The sequence below is a fragment of the Streptomyces sp. NPDC093109 genome, from assembly GCF_040701725.1.
In the GTDB taxonomy this organism is placed as follows: Bacteria; Actinomycetota; Actinomycetes; order Streptomycetales; family Streptomycetaceae; genus Streptomyces.
Map to the genome: position 1 here is coordinate 84,190 of NZ_JBFBEZ010000025.1, position 21,144 is coordinate 105,333.

Here is a 21,144-nt window from a genome sequence, read left to right on the forward strand (position 1 = left end):
CGGCCGTGTTCAGCAGTACGTATCCCTTCGCGGAGCACGGCACAGCACACAGCACAGAACATCCGACGGATATCAGGAGCACACGCATGAGTGGTACTGCCCAGATCGGCGTCACGGGGCTCGCGGTGATGGGCCGCAACCTCGCCAGGAACTTCGCGCGCAACGGCTTCACCGTCGCTCTGCACAACCGCACCGCGTCCAAGACCCGTGCCCTGGTGGACGAGTTCGGCGACGAGGGTACGTTCATCGCCGCCGAGTCGGCCGAGGAGTTCGTCGCGGCGCTGGAGCGGCCCCGCCGCCTGGTCATCATGGTGAAGGCCGGCGAGCCCACGGACGCGGTCATCGAGGAGTTCGCGCCGCTGCTCGAAGAGGGCGACGTCATCATCGACGGCGGCAACGCGCACTTCGCGGACACCCGCCGCCGGGAGAAGGAGCTGCGCGAGCGCGGCATCCACTTCGTCGGCGTCGGCATCTCCGGCGGCGAGGAGGGCGCGCTGCACGGCCCGAGCATCATGCCGGGCGGCTCGACCGAGTCGTACGCCTCGCTCGGCCCGCTGCTGGAGCGGATCGCCGGAAAGGCGAAGGACGGCACGCCGTGCTCCACGCACATCGGCCCCGACGGCGCCGGTCACTTCGTGAAGATGGTGCACAACGGCATCGAGTACGCCGACATGCAGCTGATCGCCGAGGCGTACCACCTGCTGCGGTCGGTGGCCGGCTACTCCCCCGCGAAGATCGCCGAGACGTTCCGGACCTGGAACACGGGCCGGCTCGACTCGTATCTGATCGAGATCACGGCGGAGGTGCTGGCCCATACGGATGAGGCCACCGGCAAGCCCTTCGTGGATGTCGTGGTCGACCAGGCCGAGCAGAAGGGCACCGGCCGCTGGACCGTGCAGATCGCCCTCGACCTGGGCGTCCCGGTCTCCGGTATCGCCGAGGCGGTCTTCGCCCGCTCGCTGTCCGGGCACGGCGCGCTGCGCGAGGCGTCGGCGTCGCTGCCGGGTCCGGTGGCGACCCCGCTGAGCGAGGAGGAGGCGGAGCGCTTCGCCGGCCAGGTCGAGCAGGCGCTGTACGCGTCGAAGATCGTGTCGTACACCCAGGGCTTCCACCAGATCCAGGCGGGCAGCGAGGAGTACGGCTGGAACATCGACCTGGGGTCGGTCGCGGCGATCTGGCGCGCGGGCTGCATCATCCGCGCGGCGTTCCTCGACCGGATCCGCGAGGCGTACGACACGCGCGCCGACCTGCCGAGCCTGCTCTCGGACAAGCAGTTCGCCGAGGAGATCGGCGCGGCGCAGGAGGACTGGCGCGCGGTCGTCGCGTCCGCCGTCCACCAGGGCGTGCCGACGCCGGGCTTCGCGGCGGCGCTGTCCTACTACGACGCGCTGCGCGCCGAGCGCCTGCCGGCCGCGCTGACCCAGGGGCAGCGCGACTTCTTCGGTGCGCACACCTACCGGCGTACGGACCGTGAGGGCTCGTTCCACACCCTGTGGGGCGGCGACCGCACCGAGGTCACCGGCTGACCGCGCCTCTCACCCGGAACGGGCCGCCGCGGGACTCTCAGCAGTCCCCGCGACGGCCCGTTCCGTCGTACTCCGCCGTCTCCCTCGTCTAGACCGGCCCGGGCAGCGGCTCGGGCTCCGGTGGCGGCAGCGGGGCGGGGCCGGGTCCCGGCGGGGACGGAACCGGGTCGGGGCCGGGGATGGGCGCCGGGCCCGGCGGCGAGGGCACCGGCGAGGGGCCCGGTCCTGGGCCCGGCGGCGGGGTGGGCGACGGCGGTACGGGGTCGGGGAAGGTGCCGGTCATGCCTCTCTCCTCCAGGGGTACGGGGTTCGGGCCGGTCCTGGCCCGTACGGCGCACGGGAGCCGTGCGTTCCCAATGTCCCCCGGAGCGCGCGCCCCCGCGCGCCGGATCCCACGGGTGGCGGACGGAGCGAGCACGGCAGCGGCGAGTCCAGGACGGGGCGCGGCGAGCACGGTGACACCGCTGGTGACCCGCTCGGCGACGGCGGCCATCGACGCCTGGGCGAGGACGACCACCGCCGGGGCTGTGATCAGGTCGACGGCGGCGGCCACCGCGTCGAGATACCCGTCGAGGTCCCCGGCCTCGAACCGCTCCCAGGCCCCCTCGACAAGGACGGTGCTCAGCACCGGTCCTGGCTCCCGCCGCTGCCGCGCCACCTCGTCGCGGACGAGGTCGGCCGTCGGTCCCAGGGTGCTCTCCACGGTGGCGACGACCACGACCCGCCCGGCCGCCGCCGCGGCCCGGGCCATCGGCCGGTCGACGCGCAGGACGGGCACGCCGAGCGCGGGCGCGGCCCGCTCCGCGATATCGCCGATGGTCGAGCAGGTGCACAGCACGGCCGTCGCCCCGTCGGCCACGGCACGCGCGAGTACGTCCCCGACCGCTTCCGCCACGGCCCCGGGCCCCTCGGCCCTGGCTCGGGCGAGCAGCTCCTCGTGGACGAGGTGCCGGAGGGCGACCCCGGGGTGGTCGGCGTCCCTGAGGGCGTCGAAGGCCGGGACATGGACCGGCGAGGTGTGCAGCAGCGCGAGCATGCCCGCAAGGCTAGCGGCGTGTTGCGGAAGTAGCGCCGTCCGCCCGGAGGGCGGGTCCCACGGCGTCGGGTTCGCGCGATCGTCCCGACAACGCCGCGAGCGTGTGGGCCAGGCGGGACTTCCGCAGCACGCCCTGGGCCGCCAGGACGGTCAGGCGTCGGCCGGAGCGTCCGCGGCCGGGCCGTCGCCGTCCGCCGGGCCCGCGGCCGCCGCCAGGCCCTTGGCGCGCTTCTGGATGACCGCCGCCGCCGCGACGGCGCTCGCCGCGAAGGCGACGGGGATCATCCAGCGCTGGTCCAGGCGGTGACAGGTGGCATGGTCGAGCGAGTAGCGGCCCGCCCCCATCAGCCCGATGGACGCGGCGGTCCAGCCGAGGAAGCCCGGGTACTCGAAACCGCCCGACTGCGCGAAGAACCCGTTGGGCGCGTGCACCGCCGCCGCCCCGGCCATCCCGCCCGCGGCGGCGGCGCCCGCGGCGGGGGTGGCCAGCCCCAGGGCCAGCAGCACCCCGCCGCCCGCCTCGGCGAGACCGGCCGCGATCGCGCTCTGCCGGGGCGGGTGGAAGCCCATGGCCGCCATCCCCTGCGCGGTGCCCTCGATCCCCCCGCCCCCGAACCAGCCGAAGAGTTTCTGCGCGCCGTGCGCGGCGAGCACCCCTCCGGTGCCGAGCCGCAGGACGAGCAGGCCGAGGTCGCGTCGGGTGTGACAGGTCATGGCGGGCTCCGGGGGCTGATCGTCGGGTGTCGGGGCGCGGCGTACGGAGTACCGGTACGTGTACGCGTACGTGCCCCTCCACTCTCGGCGGCCCGGCGCGTGAAGGGAGAGCGTTGCTGGGCCGTACGGGTCCCGGACGGCCGCCCCTCCCGCCGGTGGTGCCGGTGCGCACGAGCGGCGCCGGCACCACCGGCGGGGTCACGGCCGGCGGACGGCGAGCCGGTGGGTGCCCGCCGCGCAGGTGTACACCGCGCCGAGCGGGTCGTCTGCGCCTTCGCCCGCCGCGGCGGCGCCGGAGAGCTGGACCCGCCAGGGGAGGTCGCTCGTGGTCTCGACGACGATCTCCGTCTCCGTGCACGTCGTGGTGAAGACCGCCGCGTCACCGGCGCCGTCCGGCGCGGGGATCGCGGTCACCGTCTCGCCGGGGAGCGGCGCGTACACCCGCAGGGTCACCCCGTCCGCCCAGTCGTACACCGGCTCCTCGTCGGCCGCGCCGAACGGGACCACCGCGCCCGGCCTGACCAGCAGCGGCAGGGTGTCGAAGCCATGGGTCTCGCGGCGCCAGCCGGGACCCCGTACCTCCTCACCGGTGAGGAGGTGTGTCCAGGTGCCCTCGGGGACGTAGTAGTCGACGGTGCCGTCCTCGGTGAAGACGGGCGCCACCAGCAGATCGTCGCCGAGCATGTACTGCCGGTCGAGCGGATGGCAGGCCGGGTCGCCGGGGAACTCCAGGAGCATCGCGCGCATCACCGGCGTACCGGAGTCCCTGGCCTGGAGCGCCGCGCGGTAGAGGTACGGCATGAGCCGGTGCTTGAGCCGGGTGAAGGAGCGGGTGACGGCGACGGCCTCGTCCCCGTAGTCCCACGGCACCCGGTACGACTTGGAGCCGTGCAGCCTGCTGTGCGAGGAGAGCAGCCCGAACTGCACCCAGCGCTTGAAGACGGCGGGGGTGGGCGTGCCCTCGAAGCCGCCGATGTCATGGCTCCAGAAGCCGAACCCGGAGAGTCCGAGGGAGAGTCCGCCGCGCAGCGATTCGGCCATCGCCTCGAACGTCGACTCGCAGTCGCCGCCCCAGTGCACCGGCAGCCGCTGCCCGCCGGCGGTGGCGGAGCGGGCGAAGAGGACGGCCTCGCCCTCGCCGCGCTCCTCGCGCAGCAGGTCGAAGACCGTCTCGTTGTAGAGCTGGGTGTAGTAGTTGTGCATGCGCTCCGGGTCGGATCCGTCGTGCCAGGCCACGTCCACCGGTACGCGCTCGCCGAAGTCGGTCTTGAAGCAGTCCACGCCCTGGCCGAGCAGGACGCGCAGCTTGTCGGCGTACCAGGCGCGGGCCGCCGGGCTGGTGAAGTCGACCAGTGCCATGCCGGGCTGCCAGCGGTCCCACTGCCAGACGTCCCCGTCGGGCTTGCGGAGCAGATGCCCGGCGGCCATCCCCTCGGCGAACAGCGCGGACTTCTGCGCGATGTACGGATTGATCCAGGCGCAGACGCGCAGCCCGCGCTCCTTGAGGCGGGCGATCATGCCCTCCGGGTCGGGGAAGACGTCCGGGTCCCAGACGAAGTCGCTCCACTGGTACTCGCGCATCCAGAAGCAGTCGAAGTGGAAGACGCTCAGCGGGATCTCGGCGTCGGCCATGCCCTGGACGAAGCGGTTGACGGTCGTCTCGTCGTAGGAGGTGGTGAAGGAGGTGGAGAGCCACAGGCCGAAGGACCAGGCGGGCGGCAGCGCGGGACGGCCGGTGAGCGCCGTGTACCGGGCGAGGATCTCGCGCGGGCCCGGGCCGTGGATGACGAAGAACTCCAGGCTCTGGTCCTCGACGCTGAACTGGACGCGGCCGACGGTCTCGGAGCCCACCTCGTACGACACGCGTCCCGGATGGTTGACGAAGACGCCGTATCCGCGGGTGGTGAGGTGGAACGGGATGTTCTTGTAGGCCTGTTCGCTGTTGGTGCCGCCGTCGGCCTGCCAGATGTCGACGCTCTGGCCGTTCTTGACGAACGGGGTGAAGCGCTCCCCGAGCCCGTACACGCTCTCGCCGACGCCGAGCGTGTGCTGCGCGAGCATGAAGTGCCGGCCGTCGGCGTCGGTGGCGAAGCCGGCGCCGCGCCCGCCGATCGACGTGAGGGTCTGTCCGTCGGCGGTGAAGTCCAGCTGCCAGGGGGCGTCGGTGTCGGTCCGCAGGGTGAGCGGGCCTGAGACCAGCTCGATCGTGGAGCCCTCGCGGACCGTCTTGGCGTGGCCGCCGCTCTCCGTACCGGTACGGAGGGCGAACTCCGGCGTACGCGGTGCCCGGCCGCCGAGGTGGGTGACGCGAACGCCGATGACCCCTTCGGCCGGTGACCAGCACTCCACCGTGAGCAGGGGGCTGTTGAGGGTGTCGCCGCGGTGCGTCACCTTGTCGACCGGTGCGTAGAGGGTGACCCGGTCGTCGGTGACGACGGCGTCGGTCACGGAGACCGCGTGGCGCGCGGTGACACCGGGGCGCATCAGCCAGTACCCGTCGGTGAACTTCATCAGTGCTCCTGCTTCTGCTCGTGGCTGCGGGTGGTGGGGGGTGGGGGGTGGGGGTGGGATGAGGGTGGAGGTGGAGGTGGAGGTGGTGGTGAGGGGGGAGGTGGTGAGGGGCCGGTGCCGCCCGGCTATTTGACCGAGCCGCCGGTGATCCCCGCGGCGACGTACTTCTGCGCCACCACCAGCAGGATCGCGGCGGGCACGGCGGAGACGACGGCGGTCGCCATGACCGCTCCCCAGTCGCTGACATGGGCGCCGATGTACTCGTACATGCTCAGTGTGATCGGTTTGACGTCGTCGGTGGTGTTGAGTGTCAGCGCGAACATGAAATCGGACCAGGCGAAGAGGAAGGTGAACAGGCCGGCGGTGATCAGGGCGTTGCGGCTCATCGGCAGCACGATACGCACGAACGCGGTGAATCGATTCGCTCCGTCGACGAGCGCCGCCTCCACCACCTCGCCGGGGATCGACACCATGAACGCCCGCAGCAGCACGATGGCGAACGGCAGGCCCAGCGAGGCGTCCGCGAGGATCAGCCCCAGCAGGGAGTTGACCAGCCCGAGATCGACATAGGCGCTGTAGAGGGCGTTGGCGATGACGATGCCCGGCACCATCTGGGTGATCAGGGTGGCGAACACCATGGCACGGCCGCCGCGCAGCCGGAACTGGGCCAGCGCATACGACGCGGGCGCGGCGAGCAGCAGACAGACCACGACGGCGCCGAGTGCGACCACCAGACTCGTCACGAGCGAGCCGCCCTGGCTGCTCAGGGCGCGCTGGAAGTTGTCCCAGCCGCCCGAGGTGGGCAGCCAGCGGGTCGCGGCGAGGCTCTCGCCGGGCTGGAGGGCGATGTTGAGCATCCAGTACAGCGGGAAGAGCAGGACGGCGAGAATCGCCAGCGCGGCGACGGTGTGGGCCGTGCGGCGGGAGCCGCTGGTGGACGTCGATGGGCTGACGGGGTGGGCGCGAGTGGGCACGGCGGTCACTTCCCCTGGCCGAAGTCGGAGCGGTTGGCGCGCAGATAGAGCACGGCGAAGACCGCGCTGACCAGGACGAGGACATTGCCGACCACGGCACCCTGACCGAAGTCCAGCTGCTGGAAGGAGAGTTGGTAGGTGAGGGTGCCGAGGGTCTGGGTGGAGTCGGCGGGCCCGCCACCGGTGAGCGCGAGGATCAGATCGAGGATCTTCACCGTCGACATGAAGCCGAGGATCAGCACCACGGTGACGACCGGGCGCAACAGCGGCAGGGTGACACTGCGGAACGTACGCCAGGGACCGGCGCCGTCGAGCGCGGCGGCCTCGCGCAGCTCGCGCGGGATCTCCTGGAGGCCGCCGTACAGGATCACCATGTTGAACGGGATGCCGATCCAGATGTTGACGAGGATCGCGGCCAGCAGGGCCATGTCCGGGCTGCTCAGCCAGGGGACGGCGGACGAGGTGAGATGCAGGTCCATCAGCAGTGTGTTGATCACACCGCTCTCCTGGTCGAGGAGCTTCCGCCAGACCACGGCGGAGACGACCATGGGCACCAGCCAGGGCAGCAGCAGGACCGCCCGGACGAAGCCGGAGAGCGGGAAGCGGCGGGAGAAGAAGACGGCGAGCGCGAGCCCGAGGACGAACTGGCCGAGCAGGGAGCCGAAGGTGAAGACCAGGGTGTGTCCGAGCGAGTCGGCGAAGAGGGGGTCGCTGAACACGGCGCGCCAGTTGTCGAGGCCGTTGAAGGGCGACTCGCCGGTGAAGTAGGTGCGCGGTGTGTAGTGCTGGAAGCTCATCAGGATGTTGCGGACGAGCGGATAGCCGAAGAAGGCCAGCAGGTAGAGGGCGGCGGGCGCGACGAAGCACCAGCGCAGCAGAGTGGCGCGACGGCGCCGGCGTGCGGCGGTGACGGTGACGGTGGTGGTCATGGCGGTCGCTCTCCTCACTGTCCGGCCGTGGCCCGTGACTGGGCCCGCTTCAGGGCTGCTTCGGGGGTGGCGCGGCCGGTCAGGACGGACTGGAACGCGCCGGCGAGCGCGTCGGAGACGACCGGCCAGCGGGCGCCGACCCGGCCGGTGCGGGAGCGGGCGGTGGCCACCTCGTCGGCGAAGGCGCCGAGCTTGGGATTCTGGGCCTTGTACGCGGCGGCGGCGGCCGTACGGGTGGGCACGTTGTAGACGGACTCGCCCCAGTCGACCTGGTTGCGCTGCTCGTTGAGGCAGTTGAGGATCTTCGCGGCGGTCCGCTGCCGTGCGGTGTCACCGGTCCTGGGGAGGGTCATGACGGTGCCGCCGATCGGGGGCACCGGGGGCCGGCCGGCCTCGGGCACCGGTACGGCGGCGACCTCCCAGTTCAGGTCCTTGTGCGCGCTGAGCACCGGGACCTGCCAGGGGCCGTTGATCATCATCGCGGCGCGGCCCGCGATGAACTGGTCGTTGACGTCCTGCTGGTTCCAGGTCACCACCGCGCTGGAGGCGGACTTGGCGGCGACGAGGTCCTTCCAGAGCTGGAGTGCGGGCGCGCCCCGGCCGTCGTCGAGCCGGGCCTCGTCGCCGCCGGCCGACCAGAAGAACGGCAGGAACTGGTAGACGCCGTCCGCGTCGGGCGTCGCGCTGAAGGCCATGCCGAAGGTCTTTCCTTGGGTGAGCTTCTTGGCGGCGGCCTTCAACTCGTCCCAGGTGGTGGGCGGTTCGACACCGGCCTCGCGCAGCAGGTCGGCGTTGTAGATCAGCGCGAGCGAGTTGACGGACCGGGCGATGCCGTACTGGGTGCCCCGGAAGCTGCCCATGGTCACGGCGCCCCCGGACATCCCGGTGGTGTCGACGCCCGCGGTGCGCAGCGGGACGAGACCGCCGGTGTCGGCGAACTGCGGCAGCTCGGAGCCGTCCAGTTCCAGGATGTCCGTCAGCGAGTGCGACGAGGCCATCCGCAGCGCCTTGGACGCGACCTGGTCGGCGGGCACACTGGTCTGCCTGACCCGTACCCCGAGCGGCTTCGCGCACCGGTCGAAGAACTTCTGCTGCTGGTCGTGTTCATGGGTGTCGGTGGCCGAGTTCAGTACGGTCACGGTCCCGGGATCGGGCTCCCGGGCGCAGCCGGCGAGGCTCGTGGCGGCCACGAGCGCGGTGAGGATCAGGGTCGGTGCGGGTGGTCGGGGACGGGCAGGCATGGCGAGTGGCTCTCCGTTCGGTCTACGGCTCTGTATGGAGACGGAGGTGGTACGCCTGAGGGGAACAAGGGGGACGGGACAGTCACGCGTCGAATCGATTCGATTGAGCAATGCGGCGATGCTAGGCGCTCGCGCATAGCGCGACAAGAGGTGCGGCAGGGATGGGCGGATCCGCCGGTGTACGGGGGACGTTGACGTGCGGGGACGGTGGTACGCGGGCGCCGGCGCGCGGGTAGGTCAGCGCGCGGACGCGGCGAGGGGCGCCGCGCCCGGCAGCAGGGCCGGGGCGATCAGCAGATGCCCCACCGACTCGGCGAGGAGCCGCTCGCCGGGCGCCGCACCCCGCGCGGTGTCCTCGCGCAGCGCCTCGGCGGCGGCGACGGCGAGCCGGGTGACCTCGGTGGCCAGGGTCTCCACGGGCAGCTCGATCCGGGGCAGCCGGCGGCTCGACGGGTCGCCCGGGAGCGTACCGATGACCACGACGGTGAGATCCTCAGGCACCCGCAGCCCGGCCGCCGTGACCGAGGCCAGGATGTGGTGGTGCGCGGAGGGGTGCTGGACGACGAGGGCGGTGGGCGGCCTGCGCCCGGCGGGCCCGCCGTCCCCGAGCAGCGCGTGGAGCCGGTGGGCCTGCCGGGCGGGGTCGTTGACCGAGTGGACCACCTTGACGGTGGCGCCGGTGGTACGGGCGCCCCGGCGCGCGCCGTCGATACCGCGCAGCGCGTAACTGCGCCGGCCGCGCACCTCGGTCTCGGAGGGCGCCAGATAGACCAGCTCGCGGTGGCCGGCGGCGGCCAGTTCACCGACCGCGAGGGCCGCCGCCGCCTCCCAGTCGAGGTCGGTCCACGGCAGGGCGTCCTCGTCGGCGGGCCGCCCGATGAGCGCGGCGGGGAACACCAGTTCCCGTACGACGTCGATCCGGGCGTCCTCCATGTCGACCGCCATCAGGACGGCTGCGTCGGCGAGTCCGCTGCGCGCCACCCGCCGCAGCCCCTCGGCCTTGTCCTGGGAGGTGGTCAGGAGCAGGTCGAAGCCGAGGACATTGGCCGCGTCGCTGACCTCGATGGCGAACCGGCCGTCCACGGAGTGCCGCGACCCGGACGCGCGCGGCAGCGCGAGTGCGAGGACATGGGTACGGCTGCTGCGCAGGGTCCTGGCGCTGGCGCGGGGGTGGTATCCGAGCGCGTCCACGGCCTCCTGGACGCGCCGGCGCGTCTCCTCGGAGATGGAGCGCGAGCCGTTGAAGACATAGCTGACCGTGCTGGGCGCGACCCCGGCCCGCTGGGCGACGTCCCTGATGGTGGCCATCCTCGCCCCTTCGCTGCTTGACGGGTACGACGCCGGTGGACGTGCCGAAGGCGTGAGGCGACATCCTAATGGACCGGTCAGCGGCGCTCCGGAGGGACCATCAGGCCCGCCAGCCCCTCGGCCAGCGCGCGGGCGCCGGCCGGAGCCCCGACGCTCAGGCCCCCGTCCGCGCACCGGACCACGGTGACGACCGGACCGCCCGCCTCCCCCGGCTCCGGCGCCGCCACCGTCAGCCGCAGGCCCGCCGCCCGTACGGTCAGCCACGCCGGTGCGGGTCCCGCGTGGAGCACCGCCGCCGTCCAGACGACCAGGGCGTGCGGGTCGGGGGCGTGCGGATCCGGCAGGCTCCAGGCGCGGGTGCGGTCGGCCGGGCCGGGGACGACGACCGGTCCCGCGGCCGACCGTACCGCCGTCCAGAGCGCGACGAGGTCCGGGCAGTGGTGGTAGCGGCCCGCCCGGTCGGCGAACTGCCAGCCGCCGCCGTGCCAGGGCCGCGCGGTGGTGCGCGTACCGGCGAGCAGCCGCCGTACGGCCCGGTGCCGGGCGTGCGCGCCGCCGGGACCGAGCGGGGCCGCGCGCTCGGGCCAGCCGGTCGCGGGCCGTCCGCACCCACCGCACATGGTCGTTCTCCTCGTCCTCTTCCTTCTCCTTCGAACCCGCCGACCGCCATCCGCCGTTCAGGCCATGACATCGCCGCTGTTCGGGCCGAGTGTCTGCCCGACGTAGAGATTGCCGCCCGGGTCGGAGGCGAGCAGCAGCACGGTGGGCGCGATCTCCTCCGGTGTGCCGAACCGGCCGAGCGGCAGCTCCGCCTGTTTGGCGCGTTTCCAGTCGGCGCTGAGCCCGTCCACCAGCGGGGTCTCCACCGGGCCCGGGGCGATGGCGTTGACCAGGACGTTGTGCGGGGCGGCCTCCCTCGCGAGCGCCTTGGTGAACCCGATGACACCGGCCTTCGCGGCGGAGTAGTGGGTCAGTCCCTCGCCGCCCTTCTGGCCGAGCTGGGAGGCGATGTTGACGATGCGTCCACCTCCGCCCCCGATCATGTGCGGAAGGACGTAGCGGCAGCTGAGGAAGACACCGCGCAGATCGACCGCGATGGTCTCGTCCCAGACGGCCGGGTCCATCTCGACGAGCGGCACCTCGGTGAGGATGCCCGCCGAGTTGACGAGAACGTCCACCCCGCCGTGCCGCCGCACCACCTCCTCGACGGCCTCGGCGACCTGGCCGGCGTCCGCCACGTCGACGGTGTGGGTGGTGACGGCGGCGGCGCCGGTGAGCCGGTCGCGCAGGGCGGCCAGTCTCTCCGCGTCGCGGTCGGCGAGCGCCAGCCGGGCGCCCTCACGGGCGAACGCCTCGGCGATGGCCGCGCCGATACCACTGGCCGCGCCGGTGATCAGAACGGTACGCGGCCGGGCCGCGCGGTCGTCGGTGCTCATGTCTGTCTGTCCCATCTCTCTCTGCGTGGCGGGGGAACGGGGGCGTCGGCCGGGGCTCAGTCCGGGAAACGGACCGTCAGCCCGCCGTCCACCACGAGCTGCTGCCCGGTGATGTACGAGGCGTCCGGCGCACAGAGGAAGCGGATCGCGGCGGCGACCTCCTCCGGGCGCCCGACCCGGCCCGCCGGGATCCCGGCACCGGCCGCGCGCAGCCCCTCAGGGCCGAGGGAGTTGCGCGCGTCCAGCGACTGCGGGGTCTCGATCAGGCCGGGGATGACCGAGTTGGCGCGGATCCCGCGGGGTGCCAGCTCCACCGCGAGCGACCTGACCAGCCCCAGCACACCCGCCTTGGCCGCCGCGTAGTGGGCGTGCTCGCCCCAGCCGTAGACCCCGCCCGCGATGGAGGAGACGGCGAGCAGCGCGCCGGGGCCCGTCATGCGCGCGACGGCGGAGCGGAAGGTGCGCATCACCCCGGTGAGGTCGACACCGAGCATGTCGTCCCAGGCGCCGTCGGAGAGTTCAGCCAGCGGCGCCCGGCGCAGGATGCCGGCCGCCGCGACGGCGATGTCGAGCCGGCCGTACGTGTCGACGGCGGCTTGGGCGAGCCGCTCCGGGCCCTCGTGGCCGGCGACGTCCGCCTCGACGGCGAGACATCGGCCACCGGCCGCGAGGACGGCGTCCACGGTCTCGCGCGGATCGTGGGGATCGGCGGTGTGGTAGCCGATCACCGTGTCGATGCCCGCCTCGGCGAAGGCGACGGCCGTCGCCCGGCCGATGCCACTGGCGCCTCCGGTGATGACGGCCGCGCCACGCTGTGGTTGTCCGGTCATGGTGTCCAGGTCTCCGTGTTTCCGTACGGGATGTGCGGGGTGAAGTGTGAAGCGCGAGGTGCGTGCGGTGTGCCGTGGGCGGTGTGCGCGGTGCGCGGTGTGTGCGCGGTGTGCGGTGTGTTCGCGGTCAGGCGGCCGTCGGCACCGCGTCCGGGGCGGCGGCGCGGTCGTCGCGGCGGGCGCCGAGCATCACCAGTCCTGAGCCGAAGATGCCGACGGCTCCGGCGACGAACGCCGCCATGGTCATCGAGATCCCGGCCGCGAGCAGCGCGCTGAGCAGCGCCGAGCCGACGATGGCCCCGATCGGCCCCATGGTGTGGGCCACATTGGCGCCGAGTCCGCGCACCTGCTCGGGGAACGACTCGCTCATGTAGAAGAGCATCGCCGAGTAGGGGCCGGTCAGGAAGAACAGGCCGAGCGCGTACAGGGCGATCACCGCGCCGGTGGTGGTGGGCCCGAAGAGCATCGCGGTCATCGCGGCGCCGCCGCAGGTCCAGCCGATGATGATGGTGGTGCGGCGGCCGACGCGGTCGCCGAGCCAGCCGTGGAAGACGTAGCCGAAGAAGCCGGCCAGGTTGGCGAGGACGAGGACGAGCAGCGCGCTGCTGAACGAGACGCCCTTGGCCTCGACGAGCACCGTGGTGCCCAGCACCGAGAAGATCTGGATGCCCATCCAGTTGAGCAGCCAGGCGGCCGAGAGACAGAGGGTGTGACGGCGCAGCGCCGGGGCGAAGACCTCACGCAGCCCCGGCTTGACCGCGTTGCTCTCGACGCCGGCCGACTTCTCCAGCGCGGCGGCCTCGGCCGTGCGGCCCTCGGCGCGCAGAGCGCGGGCCTTCTTGATCCCGAGGAAGACCGGGGACTCGGGCAGGGTGCGCATCAGTACGGCGATGACCAGGGCGGGGACTGCGGCGATGACGAAGCTGCCGCGCCAGCCGAAGGTGGGCAGGGTCAGGGCCGTGACACCGGCGCCGACGAGCGCGCCGACCGGCCAGCCGCTCTGGACGAAGCTGAAGTACAGGCCGCGCCGGGGGTGTTTGCCGTAGATCTCCTTGAGATAGACGGTGTTGACGACCTCTTCCGAGTAGCCGAAGCCGGAGAAGGCGCGCACGGCGACCATGGAGACCGGGCCCATGACCAGGGCGGTGGCGGCGGAGGTGAAGGCGGCGCCGGCCGAGGTGATCATGAGGGCCGGGCGGCGGCCGAAGCGGTCGAGGATCGGGCCGACGCAGAGCGAGACCACGAAGGTGCCGGCCGTGACCCCGGTGACGACATTGGCCGCGGTGGCGTTGGACCAGCCGAAGTCCTCGGAGATCTTGGGCAGCAGGGTGCCGAAGAGGGTGAAGTCGTAGACGCTGAAGACCCAGGCCAGAAAGCAGATCACCGAGGCGCGGACGACCAGCTTGCGGGGCGGGAGCGCCGGGTCGGGGCGCTCGCCCGGGTCGGCTATGACGGCCGTCGGAGTGGTGGTGGACGTCGGTGTGGTGGACGTCGGTGTGGTGGACGGTGTGGTGGAAGAGGACATGGCGATCTCCGGCAAGGAGGAGTGGGGACGGGGGCGCGGCTGCGGCGCGGGGGCGGTGTGACCGCCGGGGTGGAGCGGAGTGCGAAAACGGAGGGGCGGGTCCTCCGGCGCCGGCCCGGGGATGTGGCCGTACGCCGGAGACCGGCGGAGGAGGTGCGTGCGGGTGCGGCCGGTGGCGGGGTGGGTCCGCGCCGCGGGTACGGGGTCGGGAGGGTTCAGCCGCGCGGGCGGCGGGCGACGAAGTCGGTGGCGATCTCGTCGAAGGTGACCCAGCGGACTCCGGGGTGTGCGCTGATGTGGTCGATCAGCCGCTCGTGCATCAGCAGGTTCTGCGGCCGGCCCGACACATCGGGGTGGACGGTCATGGTGAAGACCGCGTAGTCGTTCTCGCGGTAGACCCAGTCGAACTGGTCGCGCCACATCTCTTCGAGGTGGCGGGGGCTGACGAAGCCGTGGCTGTTGGGGCTGGCCTTGATGAACATCATCGGAGGCAGGTCGTCGAGGTACCAGCTGGCCGGGATCTCCACCAGGTCGGTCTCCTCGCCGCGCTCCAGCGGCTTCATCCACTCCCGGGCGGGCCGGTCGTAGTCGATCTTCGTCCAGCTGTCGCCGACGCGTACGTAGTAGGGCTCGAAGTCCCGGTGCATCAGGGAGTGGTCGTAGGTGATGCCGCGTTCCAGCAGGAGTTCGTTGGTGACGCCGGAGAACTCCCACCAGGGCGCGACATAGCCGGTGGGGCGGCGGCCGGTGCGGGTGGAGATGAGATCGATGCAGTGGTCGAGGATGTCGGACTCCTGGGTCCGGCTCATCGCGATCGGGTTCTCGTGGCTGTAGCCGTGCACCCCGATCTCGTGGCCGGCGGCCGTACACGCCTCGAACTCGGCCGGGAAGGTCTCGATCGAGTGGCCCGGCCAGAACCAGGTGCTGGGCAGTCCGCGGCGGCGGAACAGCTCCAGCATGCGGGGGACGCCCACCTCGCCCGCGAACAGGCCGCGGGAGATGTCGCAGGGCGAGTCCTCTCCCCCGTACGAGCCCAGCCAGCCGCCCACCGCGTCGACGTCGACTCCGTACGCCACGAGGATCTCTTTCGGCATGACACTTCTCCTGTCAGTGTGAGTGTGTTGCTCATCTGTAGGTGTGTTTCCGGGTGGTGTTTCCAGGGGGGGGTGTGGTCAGTTCGGCTGGTGTCCGGCTCCGGCCAGCCAGCCGCGGATCACCTCGGCGGCCCCGGCCGGGCCCCCGCCCGCCGACCGGTGCAGCGCGGCGGCGAGGAGCAGCCGCAGCTGCCACGGCGAGAGGTCACCGGCGAAGACCGCGCCCGCGCGGAGCAGGTCGGCGCCGCCTCCGGCACCGTACGCCGCGGAGGTGGCGCCGGCCGGGACCCGGCTGGCGACGGCGACGGCGACGCCGTCCGCGACCAGCCGGCCGACCGCCTCGGTGACCTCGGGCGGGGCGTTTCCGGCGCCGAAGGCGCAGAGCACGACGCCCCGAGCGCCTGCGGCCACGGCGGCGTCCAGCAGGGCGGTGTCGCAGCCGATGTAGAGCGGGACGACATCGACCCGGGGCAGCCGGCCGAGGTCCTCGGCCGTGATCAGGGCGGCGGGGCGCGGCGGGCGGCCGATCAGCCGGATCCGGCCGTCGTCCACGCGGGCGAGCGGGCCCCGGCCCGGCGCGCTGAACGCGGCGGGCGCGAGGGTGTCGGTCTTGCGCAGGCCGATGGCCGGCCAGACGGCTCCGTCGAAGACCGCGCTGACACCGTGGTTCCGGGCGGCGGGGTGAACGGCCCAGGTCAGGGCGGTGGCGAGATTGCGGGGCCCGTCGGCGGCCGGGTCGTCGGCGGGCCGCTGCGCGCCGGTCAGCACGATGGGCCGGTCGTCGGCGTGGACGAGGGCGAGCGCGAAAGCGGTCTCCTCCATGGAGTCCGTGCCGTGGGTGACGACCACCCCGTCCGCCCCGTCGGCCAGGCTGTCGCCCACCGCGCCGGCGAGCCGGGCGAGATCGGGCAGGCCGAGCGCGAAGCTGGCGCGCAGACCGATCTCGTCACAGGTGACCTGCGCGGACTCCGGCACCTGGAGGGTCCTGGCCGTCTCCAGCAGCTCCTTCACACCGACGGAGGCGACCCGGCCCGCGGGCGTGGAGCGGCTGGCGATGGTGCCACCCGTACCGATGAGACGCAGCTGCATGCGAGGCTCCACAATCGATTGCGAGAACGATTGCGCAACTGTGCTCCATACCCACCCCGGAGGGCAACCCCCGTAATCGGATCTTCATGGAAGATGATGGTTCCGGAAATTCGCCGGCGGAGAAGCCGGCGGGAACGAGGAGAGGCGCCCGTGAGACGACAGCCCGCAGACACCCGCGAGCCCCGCGACCCCGCGGAGAGCGGTGTGACACTGGCCGATGTGGCGGCCGACGCGGGTGTCCACCAGTCCACCGCGTCCCGGGCGCTGCGCGACGGCGCCGGGGTGGGGGCCGCCACCGCCGACCGGGTGCGGGAGTCCGCCCGGCGCCTCGGCTATGTGGTGAACCCGGCCGCCTCCAGCCTGCGCACCGGCCGCTCCCGGCTGCTGGGGGTGCTGGTGCCCCGGCTCACCGACATCGTGCTCGCCACGGTCTACGAGGGCATCGAGGCCGGCGCGGCGGCGGCCGGCTACCAGGCCGTGGTCGCCAACACGGGCGACGACCCGGCCGTCCAGCGCGCCAAGGTGGAGCGCCTGCTGGCGCTGCGGGTCGACGGCCTCCTCCTCGGCGACGCGCGCGGTGACACGACGCTGGCTCCCGAACTGGTGGCGCGCGGTGTGCCGGTGGTGCTCGTGTCCCGGCGGCTGCGCGGTGTCACGTCTTTCACCTGCGACGATCTCGTCGGCGGGCGGCTGGTGGCGGAACATCTGCTGGCCCTCGGGCACCGCCGGGTGGGGGTCGTGGCGGGCGAGCCGTACGCCTCGACCGGGGTCGAGCGGACCAAGGGTTTCACCGACGCGTTCGCGAAGGCGGGCATTCCGGTGGCCCCCGAGCTGATTGTCAACGCGCCCTTCGACGTGCACGGCGGGGAGCGGGCCGCGCACCGGCTGCTGGCCGTCGGGCCGCGTCCCACCGCGATCTTCGCGGTCAACGACTTCGCGGCGATCGGGGTGATGGGCGCGCTGCGCGCGTCCGGTCTGACACCGGGCCGGGACATCGCCGTGGCCGGCTTCAACGACGTACCGCTCTCCGCCCAACTGCCCATTCCCCTCACCTCCGTTCGCTCACCGATGCGCGACATGGGCGAGCGGGCGGCGGCGGCGCTGGTGGGGCTGATCAAGGGGCGTCCCGCCCGGTCGCGCCGCTTCGCGCCGGAGCTGATGGTGCGTGACTCGACGGTCACGCCGGAGTGACGACACCGCGCCGGGGACCCGGGGCCGGTGACGCCGGGCCGGGGCCCCTGCGGCGGGGCGAGCACCGGCCACCCGCACGCCCGCGCGAAGATGAACACACGAAGCGATCCCAGCAACCTACGCAACCAATCTGGAGGGGTGCGCAGATGCCGCACGAACGAGCGGGACAGCCGGCGCGGCCGGAGGACCTCATCGATGTCGCCGGGCTGGTGACCGCGTACTACGCGCTGCACCCGGACCCCGAGGTGCCGGCGCAGCGAGTGGCGTTCGGGACCTCGGGGCACCGCGGGTCCTCGTTCGCCACCGCGTTCAACGAGGACCACATCGCCGCGACCAGCCAGGCGATCTGCGAGTACCGGACCCGGCAGGGCACCGACGGGCCGCTCTTCCTCGGCGCCGACACCCACGCGCTCTCCGAGCCCGCGCAGGTGACCGCCGTCGAGGTGTTCGCCGCCAACGGGGTGACGGTGCTCGTCGACAGCGCCGACGGCTACACGCCCACCCCCGCCGTCTCGCACGCCATCGTCACCCACAACAGGGGCCGTACCACCGGGCTCGCGGACGGTGTGGTGGTCACCCCGTCCCACAATCCGCCCGCCGACGGCGGCTTCAAGTACAACCCGCCGAGCGGCGGCCCGGCCGGCTCCGCGGCGACCAACTGGATCCAGGACCGGGCCAACGAGATCATCGCGGACGGCCTCAAGGAGGTCCGCCGGATCCCGTACATCCGCGCGCTCGCCGCGGCCACCACGGGCCGCTACGACTTCCTCGGTACGTACGTGACGGACCTGCCCTCCGTCCTCGACCTGGACGCGGTCCGCGCGGCCGGGGTACGGATCGGCGCCGACCCGCTGGGCGGCGCGTCCGTCGCGTACTGGGGGCGGATCGCCGAGCAGCACCGGCTCGATCTCACCGTGGTCAATCCGCTCACCGATCCCACCTGGCGGTTCATGACGCTGGACTGGGACGGCAAGATCCGGATGGACTGCTCCTCGCCGTACGCGATGGCCTCGCTGATCGAGCGGCGCGACGCGTACCAGATCGCCACCGGCAACGACGCGGACGCCGACCGGCACGGCATCGTCACGCCCGACGGCGGGCTGATGAACCCGAACCACTATCTCGCCACCGCCATCGGCTATCTCTACGCCCACCGCGAGCACTGGCCCGCGGGCGCGGGCGTCGGCAAGACGCTGGTGTCGTCCGGCATGATCGACCGGGTCGCGGCGGACCTCGGCCGGCGGCTGGTCGAAGTGCCCGTCGGCTTCAAGTGGTTCGTGGACGGACTGGCCGACGGCTCGCTCGGGTTCGGCGGCGAGGAGTCGGCGGGCGCGTCGTTCCTGCGCCACGACGGGTCGGTGTGGACCACCGACAAGGACGGCATCCTGCTGGCGCTGCTCGCCTCGGAGATCCTCGCGGTCACCGGAACCTCGCCCTCCGCCCACTACGCGGCGCTCACCGCGCGCTTCGGGGAGCCGGCGTACGCGCGGATCGACGCGCCCGCGACGCCCGCGGAGAAAGCGGTGCTGGCCCGGCTCTCGCCCGCGCAGCTCGCCGCGGACACGCTGGCCGGGGAGCCGGTCACCTCGGTCCTCACCAAGGCGCCCGGCAACGGCGAGTCCATCGGCGGCATCAAGGTGACCACGGAGAACGCGTGGTTCGCGGCCCGGCCCTCGGGCACGGAGGACGTCTACAAGATCTACGCGGAGTCCTTCCTGGGCCCGGACCATCTGAGCCGGGTCCAGCGCGAGGCGAAGGCGGTGGTGTCGGCGGCCCTGGCCGGCTGACGGATCGGGGGGCGTGTCTCAGCCCGGCGCCACCAGTCCGGCGTCGTAGGCGAGGATGACCAGGTGGACCCGGTCGCGGGCGTCGAGTTTGCCGAACAGCCGGGCCACATGGGCCTTGACGGTCGCCACACTGATGAAGAGTTCGGCGGCGATCTCGGCGTTGGACAGGCCGCGCCCGACGAGCGTCATCACCTCGCGCTCCCGGTCGGTGACGCCCGGGAGCGCACGCGCCCGCGCGGCGGGCCCGGATCCGGGGCGGGCCTCCGGCCGGGCCACGAACGCGCCGATCAGCCGGCGGGTGACGCCCGGCGCGATCAGGGCGTCCCCGGCGGCGACCACCCGGATCGCCGCGAGGATGTCGTCCAGCGCCATGTCCTTGACGAGGAATCCGCTCGCGCCGGCGCGGAGCGCGCCGTACACGTACGCGTCGTCGTCGAATGTGGTGAGGACGAGTACACGGGCCCCGGAGGTCCCCGCCGTGATGTGCCGGGTGGCCTCGATGCCGTCCATACCGGGCATCCGGATGTCCATCACCACCACATCGGGCCCGGCCTCCCCGGTCAGCCGTACCGCCTCGGCGCCCGTGCCCGCCTCGCCCACCACCTCGATGCCGGGGGTGTCGGCCATCAGAACCCGCAGACCGGCCCGTACCAGCGGCTGGTCGTCGGCGAGGAGCACCCGGACGGGAGCACCGCTCATCGGGCCGCCTCCGTTTCGGCCGCCGATGCCGGTGCCGGGATCGGTGCCGATACCGGCACCGGCACCGGCAGGCAGGCCGCGACCCGGAATCCGCCCTCGGGACGCGGCCCGGCGGTGAACCGGCCGTCCAGCAGGGCGACGCGTTCGCGCATGCCGACGATCCCGTATCCGGCGCCCGTACCGAGACCGCCGCGGCCCTCGTCGGTGATCTCGACGGACAGCTCGCCGTCCCGCTGACCGACCGTCACCAGACACTCCCCGGTGTGCGCGTGCCGTACGACATTGGTCAGTGCCTCCTGGACGATCCGGAACGCGGCGAGGTCGAGATCGGCGGGCAGCGGGCCGCTCGCCCCGCTCTCCCCGGTTCGGCGCACCTCCACCCGTACCCCCGCGTCGAGTGTGGCCGCCGCCAGCCGGTCGAGATCGGCGAGCCCCGGCGCGGGTTCGAGCGGTACGGAGTCCGGCCGTACGGAGTCCGACGGCCGGCCGGGGTCCCGCTCGGTGCGGCGCAGCGCCCCCAGGGTCCGCCGCAGCCCGGCCAGGGTCTCCCGGCTGGTGGCCTCGATGATGCGCAGCGCCTGGCGCGCCTCGGCGGGCCGGTTGTCGATGACCCTGCTGCCCATCCCCGCCTGGATGGCGATGACACCGATGCTGTGCGCGATCATGTCGTGCAACTCGCGGGCGATCCGCAGCCGTTCGGCGGTGACGGCCTGCTCGGCGGCCCGCTCGCGCAGCGCGAGGGCGTGCTCGCGGCGCTGCCGGACGGAATGACCGATGCCCCAGGCCGCCACCATCGCCAGAACGACCACCAGGACGGTGTTGACGAACATGTACCGTCCGGTGCCGAGACGGGCCGCCGCGGCGATCTGCGTACCGAGCACCATCACGGCGGCGGGAACCGCGACACGGCGCGGCCGGGTGGCCACGGTACGGCCGACCACGACATCGTTCACGAGGACCAGCAGATACGCGATCCCCCAGGCCGGCCGGGCCGTCGCCGCTGCGAACACACCGGCGGACATCAGCGCCAGGGCCGGCAACGGAGCACGCCGCAGCAGTCCGAGAGGCAGGGCCGTGAGGAGAAGCGCCAGCACGAACCGGAGCAGATCCGAGCGGTACGGTCCGGCCCGCACGGCGAAGAACAGCAGCACCGGGTACGCCACCGCCGCGCACCAGGCCAGGGCGGTCCACACGGCCGGCCTGCCGACGGCGCGCGGGTGTTCCGGGGTGGCGTCCATGCGCCGATGGTAAGTG

At 72.9% G+C, this 21,144-nt stretch carries 17 protein-coding genes and 1 pseudogene; 3 read left to right on the top strand and 15 right to left on the bottom strand.

Annotated elements, in window-relative coordinates; translation table 11 throughout:
* The first annotated feature begins 86 nt into the window (after window positions 1–86).
* Window positions 87–1,526 (top strand): NADP-dependent phosphogluconate dehydrogenase, encoded by a 1,440-nt coding sequence (gene gndA / locus AB0389_RS23660; RefSeq protein ID WP_366397454.1) that lies wholly within the window; start codon window positions 87–89, stop codon window positions 1,524–1,526.
* A 409-nt stretch (window positions 1,527–1,935) separates the two neighbouring features.
* On the opposite strand, the pseudogene AB0389_RS23665 reads toward gndA, so the two are convergent.
* From AB0389_RS23665 to AB0389_RS23725, 13 genes and pseudogenes are all read right to left on the bottom strand, one after another.
* Window positions 1,936–2,562, bottom strand: a pseudogene (locus tag AB0389_RS23665) (aspartate/glutamate racemase family protein); the annotation flags it as partial.
* A 150-nt stretch (window positions 2,563–2,712) separates the two neighbouring features.
* On the bottom strand, window positions 2,713–3,276 hold the full coding sequence (locus AB0389_RS23670) for a DoxX family membrane protein (protein ID WP_366397455.1): 564 nt from the start codon (window positions 3,274–3,276) through the stop codon (window positions 2,713–2,715).
* Between the two features lie 198 nt (window positions 3,277–3,474).
* Complete coding sequence (gene yicI, locus AB0389_RS23675) at window positions 3,475–5,787, bottom strand: alpha-xylosidase (protein ID WP_366397456.1); 2,313 nt, start codon at window positions 5,785–5,787, stop codon at window positions 3,475–3,477.
* Between the two features lie 125 nt (window positions 5,788–5,912).
* On the bottom strand, window positions 5,913–6,644 hold the full coding sequence (locus AB0389_RS23680; RefSeq protein ID WP_366397505.1) for a carbohydrate ABC transporter permease: 732 nt from the start codon (window positions 6,642–6,644) through the stop codon (window positions 5,913–5,915).
* A 122-nt stretch (window positions 6,645–6,766) separates the two neighbouring features.
* Complete coding sequence (locus AB0389_RS23685) at window positions 6,767–7,690, bottom strand: sugar ABC transporter permease (protein ID WP_366397457.1); 924 nt, start codon at window positions 7,688–7,690, stop codon at window positions 6,767–6,769.
* 14 nt (window positions 7,691–7,704) lie between these two features.
* The gene (locus tag AB0389_RS23690) at window positions 7,705–8,931 is read right to left on the bottom strand and encodes an extracellular solute-binding protein (protein ID WP_366397458.1); all 1,227 of its coding nucleotides are present in this window, start codon (window positions 8,929–8,931) and stop codon (window positions 7,705–7,707) included.
* Between the two features lie 237 nt (window positions 8,932–9,168).
* Window positions 9,169–10,239 (bottom strand): LacI family DNA-binding transcriptional regulator, encoded by a 1,071-nt coding sequence (locus AB0389_RS23695; protein WP_366397460.1) that lies wholly within the window; start codon window positions 10,237–10,239, stop codon window positions 9,169–9,171.
* Between the two features lie 77 nt (window positions 10,240–10,316).
* Window positions 10,317–10,859 carry a hypothetical protein gene (locus AB0389_RS23700; RefSeq protein ID WP_366397461.1) on the bottom strand — a complete coding sequence of 181 codons (543 nt, stop codon included), beginning with the start codon at window positions 10,857–10,859 and terminating at the stop codon, window positions 10,317–10,319.
* Between the two features lie 57 nt (window positions 10,860–10,916).
* Window positions 10,917–11,675: an SDR family NAD(P)-dependent oxidoreductase gene (locus AB0389_RS23705; RefSeq protein ID WP_366397462.1), complete on the bottom strand. Its 759-nt coding sequence runs from the start codon at window positions 11,673–11,675 to the stop codon at window positions 10,917–10,919.
* Between the two features lie 56 nt (window positions 11,676–11,731).
* Entirely contained in the window at window positions 11,732–12,505 is a 774-nt protein-coding gene (locus AB0389_RS23710) for an SDR family oxidoreductase (protein ID WP_366397463.1), read from the bottom strand.
* Between the two features lie 127 nt (window positions 12,506–12,632).
* Entirely contained in the window at window positions 12,633–14,030 is a 1,398-nt protein-coding gene (locus AB0389_RS23715) for an MFS transporter (protein ID WP_366397464.1), read from the bottom strand.
* 215 nt (window positions 14,031–14,245) lie between these two features.
* A complete protein-coding gene (locus AB0389_RS23720; RefSeq protein WP_366397465.1) occupies window positions 14,246–15,124 on the bottom strand; it encodes a polysaccharide deacetylase in 879 nt (292 codons plus the stop codon).
* Between the two features lie 78 nt (window positions 15,125–15,202).
* Window positions 15,203–16,213 carry an asparaginase gene (locus AB0389_RS23725; protein ID WP_366397466.1) on the bottom strand — a complete coding sequence of 337 codons (1,011 nt, stop codon included), beginning with the start codon at window positions 16,211–16,213 and terminating at the stop codon, window positions 15,203–15,205.
* Between the two features lie 150 nt (window positions 16,214–16,363).
* Between AB0389_RS23725 and AB0389_RS23730 the strand changes: the two genes are divergently transcribed.
* Both AB0389_RS23730 and pgm read left to right on the top strand, forming a co-directional pair.
* Entirely contained in the window at window positions 16,364–17,404 is a 1,041-nt protein-coding gene (locus AB0389_RS23730) for a LacI family DNA-binding transcriptional regulator (RefSeq protein WP_366397467.1), read from the top strand.
* Window positions 17,405–17,550: 146 nt separating this feature from the next.
* Window positions 17,551–19,191 (top strand): phosphoglucomutase (alpha-D-glucose-1,6-bisphosphate-dependent), encoded by a 1,641-nt coding sequence (gene pgm, locus AB0389_RS23735; protein WP_366397468.1) that lies wholly within the window; start codon window positions 17,551–17,553, stop codon window positions 19,189–19,191.
* A gap of 18 nt (window positions 19,192–19,209) precedes the next feature.
* On the opposite strand, the gene AB0389_RS23740 is transcribed toward pgm, so the two are convergent.
* Window positions 19,210–19,890, bottom strand: a complete 681-nt coding sequence (locus AB0389_RS23740; protein WP_366397469.1) for a response regulator transcription factor — start codon at window positions 19,888–19,890, stop codon at window positions 19,210–19,212.
* Complete coding sequence (locus AB0389_RS23745; protein WP_366397470.1) at window positions 19,887–21,128, bottom strand: histidine kinase; 1,242 nt, start codon at window positions 21,126–21,128, stop codon at window positions 19,887–19,889. Before AB0389_RS23745 ends, AB0389_RS23740 begins: the two co-directional genes overlap by 4 nt.
* Between the last annotated feature and the right edge of the window lie 16 nt (window positions 21,129–21,144).